A 14714-nucleotide genomic window follows, 5' to 3' on the forward strand; every position below is an offset into this window, starting at 1 on the left:
TAATTAATTTGAAAGCTTTTAAAATTCTACCCTTAAGCCTAAGTTAAACACACGTTGAATAGGATACCCTAAACCGGATGTACCCATCTCCGGATCCCAAAGCTTAAAGCTGCTGAGCGATACCAGGTTTAGCCCGTTTGCGTAAATACGTGCGCTGCTTAAATGGATGTTTTTAAGTGCGTTTTTGCTGAAGTTGTACCCGATCTCTGCCGATTTAAGGCGCACGAATGCACCGTTACGCAACCACCAGGTTGATGCCTGCGTGTTATTACCCTGTATCTGCGTGCTTAAGCGCGGGTAAAAAGCATAAGGGTTACGGTTATCTTCAGACCAATGGTCATTTGCTATAGCGCTCAGCAAACTGCTTTGGTTACCCCTATCCAGCCCGTTCCACGGCTGATACCCACTAACCTGGTAAAAGGGAGAAATATCAGCCGAGTTGATAAAAAACGATGAGCGTGCAGAACCCTGGAAGAAGGCGCTGATATCGAAGTTTTTATAGCCTACGGAAAAACCAAAGCCATAAATAATCTCAGGTACCTGTGGGTAGCCAATAGGCACCACATCAGAGCTGGATATTTTACCATCGCCGTTCATGTCGCGGTATTTAATATCACCCGCTTTGTAATCTCCAAAGCCTTGTACAGGCGAGTTGGCCACATCCTTATCGTCGATAAACAAACGCTCAGCAATAAGGCCATATAGCTGGCTTAAAGAGTTGCCCACCCTGGTGAGGTATTGCAGGTTATCAGGATAAACGGGCTCTTCGTTTTTAAGCAGCTTGCTTTTTGCGTAAGTAAGCGTACCGCGCGATTGAACCCAGAATGACGAACCAAAGTTCACCTTGTAATCCATGGCCACATCTATCCCCTTGCTTGATGATTTACCCGCATTTGATGATATATTGGCTTGCAAACCCATTGATGTAGGGATGGTGGTGCGCACCAATAAAATATTATCGCGGTTTTGCTGATAAGCATCCAGCGTAAGATTGAAGTTTTTGGCTACCGTTAAATCCATACCTATATTGAGTTGACGCGATTGCTCCCAGGTAATATTCTGGTTTTCGTAACGGTAAGTAACTACGCCTGGCCTGCTATAAGTATAGTTGGTACCAAACTGGCCAATACTGCCATTGTTGAGGTTAACATCTGAGAGGTAAAAGAAACGGTCTGTAGCCGAGCCTATCTGGTCGTTACCTACTAAACCGTAAGTAAACCTGAATTTAAGGTTATCAATTGTAGACAGCAACGGTTCAAAGAATTTCTCGTTGGAAACCACCCAGCCCGCACCTACAGAGGGGAAGAAACCAAAACGGTGGTTGGCCGCAAAACGCTCGGAGCCGTTATAACCAAAGTTGAATTCAAACAGGTAGCGGTTATCGTAACCGTAAGTCATCCTGCCCGATACGCCCTGGTTACGCGACGGTAACGACAGCTGCAGCGTTGGCGCGTTGCCGGTAAGATAGTTGCGCATGGTACCAATAAGCAAGCCACTTACCGCATGCTTTTTGGCAAATGTGCGGTTATAGTTAATAGCAGTTTCTACGTAAGTAACAGAATTAGAAACGTTTAATTGTGGGTTTTGGTTATAGGTCAGGTACTCCGTTGGCGTAGCACCAATGCTGCCTGTTTGCCCATTGTTAAGCAAACTCAGACCACTGAACTCGCCGTTTGATACGTTTGATTGATAGTAGTATGGGCTATACTGGCGCGATACGGTGAAGTACGAATAACGGGTGGTGTAACCCATTGCCCTGGCAGATAAACCTTCTGTAATAAAATCGAGCTTTTGGCTTAGGTTTAATTGTGCCGTCAGCGTACTGGTATTCGAGCTTTGAAAGCCAGATAGCGATTTCGCGTATGGGTTCATGTACAGCGCGCCGCCCGGAATTATGGCATTACCAAAAAGCGGGTGCTCTACATAAGGTAATAAACTACTTGGATAAATTGCCGGGAAAGCAACCGGGTTGCTCCACAATGCATTTAAAAACGTATAACCGCCCCCGCCGTTTGGCCCATTGTAGCTATCAAACTGGCCCTTTAAGCTTACTACTGCTTCGGTACTTTTGGTTAGGTTTAAAGTTGTGTTTGATAAGATGGAGTACGATTGCAGCTTAATGTTGTTGCTGAAATTGTTAAGGCTGTTTTGGGCCAGGTTGCCATTATCTATATTATAGGTCATGGCCAGGTAGTACTTAGCTTTTTCGCCACCACCGCTGGCATTCATATTGTACCGCTGGTTATTGGTTTTGGTTTTTATCAACTGTTTTAACCAGTTGTTGCTTGGGTACAATAAAGGATCGTCGCCCGCAGCGGTATGGTCTATCTTATTTTGCGAATAAGGTAAAACACCTAGCGGGTTACGGGTAAGCACCGCTTCGTTGGCCAGTGTCATGTAAGTAATATTGTCCGCCAGCTGAATGTTCTTGATATTTGATGATGTGGAGCTTTCTGCACGCACGTTAAATTTAACGGCACCCGCGTCGCCTCGTTTTGTAGTTACCAGTATAACGCCGTTAGCACCGCGCGCGCCGTACAATGATGATGCTGTAGCATCTTTCAATACCGAAAAACCAGCAATATCATCAGGCTGCAAGCGGGCAAGGTCGGTAGTGGATGACTCGATACCGTCTATCAATATCAAAGGATCCACCTTACCTGCGCCAAAAGTACCCACCCCACGGATGAAGAACTGGGCATTATCTGCACCCGGTTCGCCGCTTCGCTGGTAAGATATCATACCCGGCACAACACCTGCAAGCATGGTAGTTAAGTTACTGGTAGAGCCTTTAAGCTGCTTGGTGCTCACGCTGGTGATTGAGCTCACCAGGCTTGCCTTTTTCTGTGTGCCGTACGCAACAATAGCCACCTCGTTCAAATTATTCTCGCTCTCTGCCAAAACAATATCAACGATGTAGGTGCCGTTGCTTAAAACGGTATAATCTTTAAGGCTTACGCTTTGGGTTTGATAACCAACAGATGTAATGGTTAATTTACTGTTGGGTGGTACATCTAATTTATACCGGCCGTTAACATCTGTTGTTTTGCCGTTAGTACTACCATCTACTTTTACGGTTGCGCCAGGTAGGGGGCCTACCTTATCTTTTATTACTCCCTCAACGTGTACATTCTGCGCTATTGCGGCCGAACTTAACATTGTTAGTGCCATTATTGGCAGTAGTTTGAAAGTATAAAGCAATTGTTTGTATAGTTTTTCCATATAATTATTTTAGGTTTTGTTCTGCGATGCCGCGCATTTTTTTTACTGGCCATTTGGTTTTACTTTTCCTTTTGCTATCCCATAATTGATTTTTTTAGAGGCTTTTATTATTGTATATTTAACACTTAAAATTTTTTAACCGTAAAAAAGCTTCAGCATGTTTTTTAAACATGCGAAGGCAGCAAACCAATTAGTTAAAATCTAAATGGTTGAGACTGCAGGCCCAGGATATCTTCCGACAACCCAAAAGCCGTTTTATCTAAAAAGTATTTTGTTAATATGGCTGCCCAAAACATATACGCGGGCAACGCTCGATTTATAATTGAACAATTTTAATCAACTGCCGCGGGTAAAATCACTACTATTCTATTAGATTCTAATACGATTTTTTTGAAAATTGCGGCAAACCCGATTTAGGCACTTAACTGGCTGCCTTTGTGGGTTTCAATAATCAAATACTAAAGAGCGTAACGGGCCGCGAATTTGCTGATTGAGGCTTAGCGCACCAGCCGATACAAGAACAAGAGATTATTATTGTATAAAAAACAATTAATACGCAATTGGATGAAGTTTTTAAATATCTGCTAAATAAGGTTGTGGTAAAGCCCTGTTAATTTGCATTTAGGGCACCAAAGAGACCCGGGCGCAAGGCTGCAACGAACCCGGTAGGCAGGCGGCGTTGATCGCTAACAGGGGGCCTCAGTACTTGCCGGATAGCCTGAACACTTATCCCGGGTTGGGTGACAGGAGTAAATCAACGCACGGATGCAATCGCACTGGCATAAAATGTGCGGCTGTCATCATTAAAAGCGGCATTAGCTGTATCGCTTGTATATAACATATGGCCCGCTTTATAATATTTTACGGTGAGGTTTTTGCGTATTTGCTTCCCCAGGCCTAAATGGTTCAATACATAGTGGGTAGCGGCTACAGGTGTAGCCAAATCGTAATACCCGCCTACCACCTGCACTTTTAGGCCAGGGTTTTGGGTCATTATCTTTTTTAAAGTGGCCGATGCATTAATGTAGCAATTGTTTGCTCCTTGCCCGTAGTTCCAACCGCTGGTTGCAGTAGTGGCCAGGTAAGGCAATTCATTATCATACTTAAGCACCTGTTGCACATATTGTTTAAAGCCCTGCGTGAACGGCGCAAGTATAGCGGCAATGCTGGGGTCGCCATGTTGTAGGGTGTCTTTTACGCGGCCATCGAAAGTGCCTATCGTTTGGCTATCGCTACCCAAAAGCTCGGCGGTAAATTGGCCATCAGTTACCCTTCCGTTCGCTTCCGTCAAATAATCCCTGCTTAGGCCGGTAAAATAATGCAGCGAATCTATAACCTTGTTTATTAAAGCCTGTGGCGCGGCATCGCCCAAATGGAGAAAACGAGTGTAAGTACCCTGCCCGAAGGCTGCTGCGCGGCTCATCAATTGCTCGTCGGTAAGGCTATCCAGGCGGGCATCTAACTTGTGATGATAGCGGGCTGTAACCGCATATGTTGGCAGGTAGTAAGCATAGGGTGTCTCGTTACCCTCCTTAAAACTAATCAACTGGTAATTAAGCGCGGGCGAAATAAGCGTTATGCCGGCAAGCTTTACCCCGCCGGTGGCCTGCAGGCTTTCGGCCAGGCCCACAGCTCGCAGGCCGCCGTAGCTCTCTCCGGCCAAAAAAACCGCATCGTTTTCACGGCCGTTATCTGCCAGGTAGGCGCGTATGAATTCGGCGATAGAACCGACATCTTCTTTATAGCCATAAAACTTGCGGGCATCGGTACCGTCGGTGGCACGGCTGTAGCCGGTACCAACAGGATCTATAAATACCAGGTCGGTAAAACCAAGCCAGGTATTGCTGTTGCCTTCAACCTTCCCGCGCCCGTTAATGCGCACCGGCCCAAACGAACCCATATGCAACCATAGCGCAGAGGAACCGGGCCCGCCGTTAAACACAAAGGTAATGGGGCGTTTTGCAGCACTAACGTTATTATCAAGGCTGTAGGCCACGTAAAAAACATTAGCCGCAGCACGGCCTTTCGAATGACCTATACCCAGGTATCCCGCCTTTGCCCTATAAGCCAGCTTTTTGCCATTTAAGGCTATGGTATGCGAAGTTACCGCAGTGCTAAAGGCCGCAGGCCCCGCCGCAACATCTTCAGACGGGCGGTGGGCAAATTCAGACCAGGAAGTAGAAAGTAAAGCAATAGTGCCGGCCAGCAAAATAGTGGCAACAAAACGCAGGTTGATTGTAACAGTAAAAGAAGAAGGTAACATGGGAGGCAAATAATATTTTTAATAAACTGAGCTTGTTTGTGCTTGGGAGGTTAGCAACAACAGCTGCACATACCCATCTGAGGCATGGGCATTCGCATTAAAAATTGATTATTTAAACCTTGGGTTATCATTATAAAACACAGTACCGCTAATTGCGGATGCTGCAAATGTAATGGTAAATTTCGTTTTCTCAAATTTTTTCTATAATTTCTATGGGATTAATAGAATTTATTTACATTTGCATCGAAACGTTCTTTTAAACTTATCCAGAAAGACCGAGGGAATGGCCCTATGACGTCTTGGCAACCTATTATTTAAGGTGCTAATTCCAACTCCTGCCAAAACAGGAGAAAGATAAGAGTGCAAGTTTTCAACTTGTTAAGCGGTAAATCTCACCTCGCTTTCTGGCCTGTTTAAATCAAAATTTAATTAAATTACCATGAAAGTTTACCTCGACAACGCCGCTACCACCCCACTTGATAAACAAGTGTTTGAAGCCATGACGCCATATCTGCTCAATCATTTCGGCAACCCATCATCGCATCATCAGCACGGTCGCGAAGCAAAACAAGCTATCGAAAGCTGCCGAAAAACCATTGCCGGTTTGCTCAATGCTTCGCCAAACGAAATCATTTTTACATCGGGCGGCACCGAAGCCGATAATACTGCCATATTAACGGCCGTACGCAACGCCGGCGTAAAGCATGTAATTACCACAAGGTTCGAGCATCATGCCGTGTTAAGTTTGCTGGAGCACCTCAAAAAAACCGGCGAAATATCGGTAAGCTTCATCGCTCATGACGAAAAAGGAAACCTGGATCTTAGTCATTTAGCATATTTACTAAGCACCAACCCGCGCAGCCTGGTATCGGTAATGCACGCCAACAACGAAATTGGCAATCTTAACGATATTGAACAGATAGGCAACATCTGCGAAAAACACGATGCGCTTTTCCATACCGATACGGTGCAAACCATAGGCCATTACCGGCACGATGTAAGCAAGCTTAAAGTTCATTTCCTGGCTGCCTCTGCCCACAAATTCCACGGGCCAAAAGGTATAGGCTTTTTATATTGTCGGCAGGGCCTAAGGCCGGCCAAATTACTACACGGCGGCGGCCAGGAAAGAGCGTTGCGTGCAGGCACAGAAAACATCCCCGGTATAATCGGCCTTACCAAAGCATTGCAACTGGCCTATGCCGATATAAACGAGCACCGGCAATACATACAGCAATTGAAAGACCAGCTGATTGCCGGGCTTACCGAAACGCTGCGGGGCGTAAATTTCAACGGAAATTCGGCCATTGCGGATAAAAGCTTATATACCGTACTCAGCATCAATGTGCCATCGTTAAACCCCGACCTGCTCCGATGTTTGGACGAGTATGGCATATCTGTATCGGGCGGGAGTGCCTGCAGCAGTGGCTCATCGTCGCACGTGCTTCGTGCGCTCGGCGTTGAAGCGGGTAGAGATACCATCCGATTCTCTTTTAGCAAATTCAACACCCCGGAAGAGATAAATTATGCCGCCGGTAAACTTGCGGCTATTTATCAGCTGATTGCGGCATAATTGCGCAAAGCCGGCCAGTCCCGTTTCCTGTCAGTTTTTTATTGATAAGAACAGGGTGCACGGCAAAAACATATACGGGTTGTTCCGAGTACACAACAAAAACAAGGTGGAGTGGCCGAGTGGTTAGGCGGGAGCCTGCAAAACTCCTTACGATGGTTCGAACCCATCCTCACACCTCCCATAATTAAAAAATGAAATTAAGCTATTTATATATCTTGTTGGCCGTCCTTATTATATGCTCTGCGGCCACTGCGCGTGGTTGCGTGCCTGATACGCCCGCACGGGTACTGGTGGTGATTGCACACCCCGATGATGAGAGCGAAATGGCCGTTACCCTATACAAAATAGCTAAAGAACACCACGGCCTGGTAGATATTGCGGTTATCACCAATGGCGAGGCGGGCTATAAATACTCCACCCTTGCCGAGGCTTATTATAATATAAGCCTTACCAATGAGCAGGTAGGCCGCCGAAAGCTGCCCGCCATCCGAAAACAGGAACTTAAAAACGCAGGGCGCATTATTGGCGTCCATCGTTACTATTTCCTCAACCAGCCCGATGCACATTTTACCCTGAACGAACGGGAACCAATAGACACCAGCTGGAACGTGCCCTACGTGAAAAAGGCCTTGCTTACCGTCCTAAACAAAAATCGTTACGATATTGTGCTTACCCTTTTGCCCGTGGCCCAAACGCACGGCGCGCATAAAGCTGCTACCCTACTGGCATTGGAAGTTGTTAATAGCCTCCCCGCCAACAACAGGCCGGTAGTATTGGCAGTAGCTACCCGCGATAAAGGCAGTAGGGTGCCAAGCTTCGGCAACGATGGGAAATACACCCTCTGCCATACAACTGCCGACACCCCCAGCTTTTTTATCGACCGCACGCAATGTTTCAGCTACATGAACCGGGTGAACTATAAGGTAATTGCTAACTGGGAAATTGCCGAACATAAATCGCAGGGGTACACCCAAATGACGATGAACGTTGGCGACCTGGAAGAGTTTTGGAGTTTTAGCCTGAATACCCCAGCCGGCCTTGATTGGTGCAGGGGCTTGTTCGAAGTCTTAAAAACTCCGCCACCGGCTTTGGCTAAAACCACCTATTGACATTTGTGGGCATCTCCAAACACAACGTGGAAAATGAGTTAACCATTGCGCTGAAGCATTTGCGCAAGTGCCTAAAACACGTCACTGTAATGGCAACTTTGTACCTTTTTTCGCGCTATTGATCAAAAAACACGCAAATTTTAGCAGGTTATTTTGCTGATTCAAAAGAATGGCACCCCGCTATTTCATCAGTTCCCGCTGGATGTTGAACAGGAATTCGAAGAGGTTCATCTCGGTAGGAATCTGTAATTTTTTGCGCAGGCGATAGCGGCTCACTTCTACCCCGCGCACGGATATGGCCATCAGTTGGGCTATCTCCTTACTCGATAAGTTCATGATGAGGTAGGCGCAAAGCTTCAGTTCCTGTTGGTTGATGGTGCTGTAGCGATCCTTAAGCAAGGATAAAAAGCCCGCATGCACCCTATCGAAATGGATAGAGAATTGCTCCCATTGTTCGTTAAGCTTATCTTCTTCGGTAAGCATGCGCTGTATCTTTTTGATTTCGGCCACCTCCACGGTGTCTTTTCCTTGTTTTTGCAGGCGCAACAACTCTTCGCGCACCTTTGTCAGGAATTCCTTTTGCTGCACCAGGTTCAAGGCAGATGATGCCAGTTCGGAGGTTTTGAATTCCACCTCGGCCTGCAGTTTCTCGTTCTTCAGGTTGGCAAGTTCTTTCTCCGATCGTTCAAGTTCCAGTTGGTGCTGGTAGGCCAGTTGCTGTTGCTCTTCCTGGTTTTTTTGCTGCTGCAACAGCAATTCTTTTTGTTGTTTTATGATGTGGCGCTGTTCCTGCTTTTGGTATGCCAGGTAAAGCCCGCCCGCAATGGCAATAATATATAGGCCATAGGCCCAAATGGTTTGATACCACGGTGGATTGATATTGAATGCGTACACAGTAACGGCCGATTCGTTATTATGGTGGTTGCGGGCCTTCACCTTAAAAAAGTAATTGCCCGCGGGTAGGTTGGTGTAATCCTTTTCCGACCGCTTAGACCAATCTGACCATTGCTTATCGAAACCTTCCAAAAAATAGCTGTATTCTACATTAGATTGCTCCTCAAAAACCGGCGATGAATATTCAAAATGCAGCGAGTTGAATGCATAGCCCAGATCCAACACGTCATTTGCCGATGGCTTATCATCACCCCCTATATTGCTGCCATATCCGCCAAACAACAAACTATCCGTACCCGAGCCCGACCGTACGCTGCGGATGTAAACCTTTAGCGGCCGGATGTTCTGTTTATACTTTGCATAGTTGATATGGTAAAACCCGTTCTCGCTGCCCACGAATATATTTTCGGCGTTGATGGGGTAAACGTTCTCGAACCCGCTTAGGATACGGTTGTTCAGCTCCGGGAAATTGATAATGGTTGGCGCTGCCGAATAATCTACCACGCCAAGGCTTTTTCCTTCTACAAACCAAATGTTGCCCAGGTTATCTTCCTTTAAATACCTTATCCCCCGCGTGCCAAAAATCGACTTAAAAGGCTGCGAAGGCACAAATTTGTCCGCTCGGGCATCATAGGCATAAATACCTTTTTCTGTAGCCACAACAACGCGGCCTTTTACCTTAAACACAAAATTATTGAGTGCAGATGGCAGCCCCTGCTCCTTGCTGTAGTTCTTAACTTTTTTTGTTTCGGGGTTAAGGCAATAAACACCGCGATATGGGTGCGATGTCCAAATCATATTGTCTTCGTCAACTTCCAAAAACCTTGCCGATTCGTAATACGCACCCAGGTTACCTTTGTCGGTAAGTTTTGCGCCACTATCCCCAAACAATCGTACGCCGTAATAATTACCTGCCGCTATTAATGGCTGCTTAAGGCTGTTTGCAAACGGCTGGAACATCCAAAACCCCGTGGCATTATAAATAGGTACAATTTTGCCATCTTCCACTTCAAACAGCCCGTCGTCGCGGCCGGCTAAAAGGTGGCTGCCTACAGCGGCAATATTCCAGGTTTGTCCTTCGGCGGCAATCTTGAAGTTGTTTTTTACGTAGCTCAAGTCGCCCATATCGGTTACGGGTACCTGGTAAATACCGTTTGATAGGGCAAAGTAAAGCCGGTTATGGTAAAATGCCGTAGCATAGCCTCCTCCATCCTTAAATATAGCGGGGCTGATGTGCTTCACAGCGTTATTATAGGCAATAAAATCGATGCCGTTGTCCAGGCCCAGCCAAACATTATGGTTGGCGTCTGCAAACATGTAGCGCACGAACATATTCTGAAGTCCTTCTTTTTTGGCGATATTCTCTATTACTTGGCCCGTACGGTCAACCTGGTAAACGCCGTTTAAATAGGTGCTTATCAGATAAGTACCATCGTCCAGAGCCAACGCAGCTGAGAAATGCTGATGATTATCTATTCCATCACCTGTAAGTGTAAAGCTTCGCAACGTGTTACCGCTCAAAATAAAAACGCCATCCTTGGCTGTGGTAACCAGGCTAAACGAGGTGCTGTATTTGGATATAGAAGTAATGTAAAACCCGTTTGGTAAATCCTTTTTGGCGATAAAGGGCTGCCAGTTGCCATCGACATATTGCAGCAAGCCTTTTTGCTCGTCGTGCGCCAGTAGTTTATCCTGATGGCAGCCCATAAACAACCACGAGCGGGCATGATAAGCCGTTATTTTGCCTTTGCTGTATTTAAATATCTTATCGTTAGATCGAAAAAAAACATCATCCTTAATGCTAACGATATCCCACAGGTCAGAAAAAACCTGGTCGGCTTTGGGGATGAGTGCTTTGAGCGATGTAAATACCAGCGAGCCATTTTTGCCCGGAGAAAAATAGCCTATCTCGTCCTGTCCCCCTACGTATAATTTTTTATCTGCACCAAACTCTAGCGAGCGCACGATGGTACGGTTTGGTAAGGGGAAAAGCTGCCAATTGGAGCCATCAAATACCAATACGCCCTCGTTATTGGCAAAATACATACGGCCTTGTGCATCCTGGCGTATTTTCCAGTTCTGCGTACCGCCATTGTACTGCCGTTTTTCGTAATTAATGGTTTTGCGCTGCGCTATATAGGCCTGCGACAGCGCAAAGTTTGCCCGCGCAACAAATACAATTACGGTTAAGCATTTAAAATACAGCAACTTATGCCGGGCAAGAAACATCGTTTATCATTGGTTTGATGGTTGCCCTAATATCGGCTTTTTTATGGCTTTTTTTTGCCTTGTTGTAGTAGTGATGTAGTCCGTTATTCTCTTTAACGCTTATCCATAGTCTACTTTTGACCCCGTGAACCAGCGCATCCGGCGCTTACTATAAACCAATTATAAACGCACAACATCATCTATGACCTATTAACCGCGTGCATTTTTATGCGCCTAAAATCCTTTTATGAGAAAACTTTTACAACCAACAACGGGCACGGCCCCCAACCTATTAATCATAACTAACATTTAACCTTATGCAATTTAAACTCAAGTTTCTTGTGGTTATAGCTTTGCTATTTTTTGTTAGCGAGGCTTATGCACAATCCCTCCGCTTAACCGGTAAAGTAACCCAAAAATCCGACGGGCAAGGCGTGCCCGGCGCATCTGTTGCCATTAAAGGCACAACTATCGGCACCGTAACAGATATAAACGGTAATTATACGCTAACCGTTCCGCAAAACGGAGGCGTTATCGTAGTATCGTTCATCGGTATGGTTTCTGTAGAACGTACCGTAACAGCCGCAGGCGTAGAAAACTTTGTTTTGGACGATAACACCCAGGCCTTGAACGAAGTAGTGGTAGTAGGCTACGGCACGCAGAGGGTAACCAATATATCGGGGGCTATATCCGTAGTAAAAGCCTCAGATATCAAAAAGCTTAACGCGGTACGTACCGAGGAGGTGCTGCAAGGGCAGGTATCGGGTGTTACGGTAATACAGCCGGGCTCACCAGGGGCAAAGCCAGCTGTGCTGGTAAGGGGTATTCCCTCGTTCTCGGGCAACGACCCTACCGTAGTGGTAGATGGTTCCATCCAGTCGCTGGATGACCTTAACTCCATCAACCCTTCGGATATCGAATCTATCAATGTACTGAAAGATGCCGCAACCACAGCCATATACGGCCTTAAGGGCGGCAATGGCGTTATTGTGGTGACTACCAAATCGGGCCGCAAAAACCAAAAGACAGAATTCTCTATCAACAGCAACTACGGCGTACAAGATGTTTCGCGTCGCATTGGGGTGCTGAATGCTGCTGAATACGGTGCCATCGTAAATGAAGGTAGCGTGGCATCAGGCGGCAACGTCATCTTCCCTGATCTTTCTATACTAGGCACCGGCACCAACTGGCAGCAAGAAATCTTCCACACCGCGCCTATGCAATCGCATAATATATCGGCACGCGGCGGCAGCGATAAAATGTCGTACTTCCTATCGGGAGGCTACCTCAGCCAGGGCGGTATAGTAGGCGGTTATGATAAATCGCACTTTAACCGAGGTACTTTTACGGCCAACCTTACTTTCGATTTCACATCGAAGCTGAAGTTCATCGTAAACACAACCGGCGTATTGCTCAATAACAAAGGCGTAGGCGAGAACTCGTTCAATAGCGTTATCGGTAACGCCCTCAACTTCGACCCAACCGTACCGGTTTACAATACCGACCCCAACGTAACCAGCAAGTATGGTTACAGCAATTTGCTGCTGTCGGAAATCTCCAACCCGCTTACGCAGTTGGACAATACCTACAACACCAACACCGGGAGCAAAATCTACGGTAAGTTTGAGTTGCAATACGATATTATCAAAGGGCTTAAAGTAAACAGCCGTTTTGGTTATACTAAATACGACGACAAATCGAAAGGCTTTACGCCGCTTGTATTTTTCGGCCCGCTGAATGTTGAAAACGGTTTAGATGCTGGCGGCAACCCGATTGCAGGCAGGCACAACAGCGTAAACCAAAGCAAAAACAGCAACTTCAATTACACCTGGGAGAATTTTGCCAACTATAACTTCAACGTAGCAACAGACCACCATTTCGAAACAGTATTAGGTTTTTCGATGGCGAAGATCACCGGCAATGGCATGAACGTTGGCAGGCAGGATGTACCCTTCAACTCATGGGAATTTGCCGACTATTCTGCTGCTACGGGTACCAACAGTGCCGATAACCCAAATGCGCAAACCGGCGGTTACTACCAGTATTTCCGCAGGAACCTTTCCTACTTCGGTCGTGTAAACTACGATTATAAAAACCGTTACCTGGCATCATTCTCGGCACGCCGCGATGGTTCGTATGCCTTCGGCGTAAACAACAAATTTGCCGATTTCTACGCAGGCTCTTTAGGCTGGGTAGTTACCAGCGAAGAATTCTTCAAACCATCGTTTATCGATTATTTGAAGATCCGCGGCAGCTATGGTGTTACGGGTAACGAAAACGTATCACCACAGTACAACAAAATTGCCACCGGCGGCCCGGACTACGGCCCAACTGCCAACAGCAACGGTTACAACTATGGCAACGTGTTCTACACCGGTTCAACTCTTGCCTCATCACGCAACGATGACCTGGCCTGGGAAAAACAAAAACAAGGCAACATCGGCTTCGATATGACCATGTTCCACAACAAGATTTCTATCTCTGCAGACTATTACCAAAAAAGGGTAAGCGGCTTGCTGTTCACGCCAACAGCACCGGGCATTTATGGTACTTTACCCGTGCCGCCGTATAACATCGGTTCAACAAAAAGCAGCGGTTTAGATATCAGCATTGCCTATAATGAAAACATAGGTGGCTTTAAGCTGAGCAACACGTTCAACGTTACTACCATCAAAAACATGGTAACGGCAACCAACTCAGATGGTACTGCCCGTATCCTTGGCGGCGGTTTCTTCAATGGGCAGTCGCAAACGGTTACCGTGTTTGAGAAAGGCCAAACCCCGGCATATTTCTACGGATATAAAACCATGGGCCTATTCCAGAACGCAGCAGAAATCGCATCAGCCCCTACTCAGTCAGGTGCCCAGCCCGGTGATATCCGCTTTATGGATACCAATAACGATGGCGTAATTAACGCAGCCGATCAAACCAAAATAGGCGACCCTTTCCCCAACTTTACCCTGGGCTGGAACCTGAATATGGCTTACAAAGGATTTGATATGAGCGTACTGACTTATGCATCTATAGGCAACGATATCTATCGCGCTTATGAGCGTAACGCTAACTTCAGCAACAAATACCGCGCTGTATTGGCCCGGTGGACCGGCGAAGGCACCACCAATGATGCACGTTACCCACGATACTCTTTCACCGACCCTAACAGCAACATCCGCGTATCAGACCGATATGTAGAGGATGGCTCGTTCGTAAAGGTGAAGAACATCCAGCTGGGTTATACCTTCTCCAAAGCGATGCTGAAAAACGTATTCAAATCTGTAAGGATATATGCCCAGGTAAAAAATGCATTCACCATCACCAAATACAACGGTTTCGACCCTGAGATATCGGGCGGCGGCAACTTGCTGGAGAATGGTATAGATCGTGGCGCATATCCGCAGGCACGTATTTATGCAGTAGGGCTTGATATTAATTTGTAATGGCTTTAAAC

General features: G+C 46.4%; 6 protein-coding genes, 1 tRNA gene and 1 riboswitch. Of the genes, 4 read left to right on the top strand and 3 right to left on the bottom strand.

Annotation, left to right across the window (positions count from 1 at the left end; genetic code table 11):
- Positions 1-18: 18 nt before the first annotated feature.
- A complete protein-coding gene (locus AC1DYT_RS18875; RefSeq protein WP_477471084.1) occupies positions 19-3222 on the bottom strand; it encodes a SusC/RagA family TonB-linked outer membrane protein in 3204 nt (1067 codons plus the stop codon).
- Positions 3223-3976: 754 nt separating this feature from the next.
- The gene (locus AC1DYT_RS18880; protein WP_477471085.1) at positions 3977-5485 is read right to left on the bottom strand and encodes a S10 family peptidase; all 1509 of its coding nucleotides are present in this window, start codon (positions 5483-5485) and stop codon (positions 3977-3979) included.
- A gap of 259 nt (positions 5486-5744) precedes the next feature.
- A riboswitch (SAM riboswitch) is annotated at positions 5745-5846 on the top strand.
- Positions 5847-5924: 78 nt separating this feature from the next.
- Between AC1DYT_RS18880 and AC1DYT_RS18885 the strand changes: the two genes are divergently transcribed.
- The 3 genes from AC1DYT_RS18885 to AC1DYT_RS18895 all read left to right on the top strand — a co-directional run bounded on the left by AC1DYT_RS18885 (position 5925) and on the right by AC1DYT_RS18895 (position 8164).
- Entirely contained in the window at positions 5925-7055 is a 1131-nt protein-coding gene (locus tag AC1DYT_RS18885) for a cysteine desulfurase family protein (protein WP_477471086.1), read from the top strand.
- Between the two features lie 105 nt (positions 7056-7160).
- A tRNA-Cys gene (locus tag AC1DYT_RS18890) sits at positions 7161-7232 on the top strand.
- Between the two features lie 14 nt (positions 7233-7246).
- Entirely contained in the window at positions 7247-8164 is a 918-nt protein-coding gene (locus AC1DYT_RS18895; protein WP_477471087.1) for a PIG-L family deacetylase, read from the top strand.
- A gap of 180 nt (positions 8165-8344) precedes the next feature.
- Here AC1DYT_RS18895 and AC1DYT_RS18900 read toward each other — a convergent pair whose 3' ends face one another.
- The gene (locus AC1DYT_RS18900; protein ID WP_477471088.1) at positions 8345-11287 is read right to left on the bottom strand and encodes a triple tyrosine motif-containing protein; all 2943 of its coding nucleotides are present in this window, start codon (positions 11285-11287) and stop codon (positions 8345-8347) included.
- A gap of 296 nt (positions 11288-11583) precedes the next feature.
- Between AC1DYT_RS18900 and AC1DYT_RS18905 the strand changes: the two genes are divergently transcribed.
- Positions 11584-14703, top strand: coding sequence for a SusC/RagA family TonB-linked outer membrane protein (locus AC1DYT_RS18905; RefSeq protein ID WP_477471089.1), 3120 nt, complete (start codon positions 11584-11586; stop codon positions 14701-14703).
- The last annotated feature ends 11 nt before the right edge of the window (positions 14704-14714 follow it).

It is taken from the genome of Mucilaginibacter sp. P1_D10 (genome assembly GCF_056406215.1).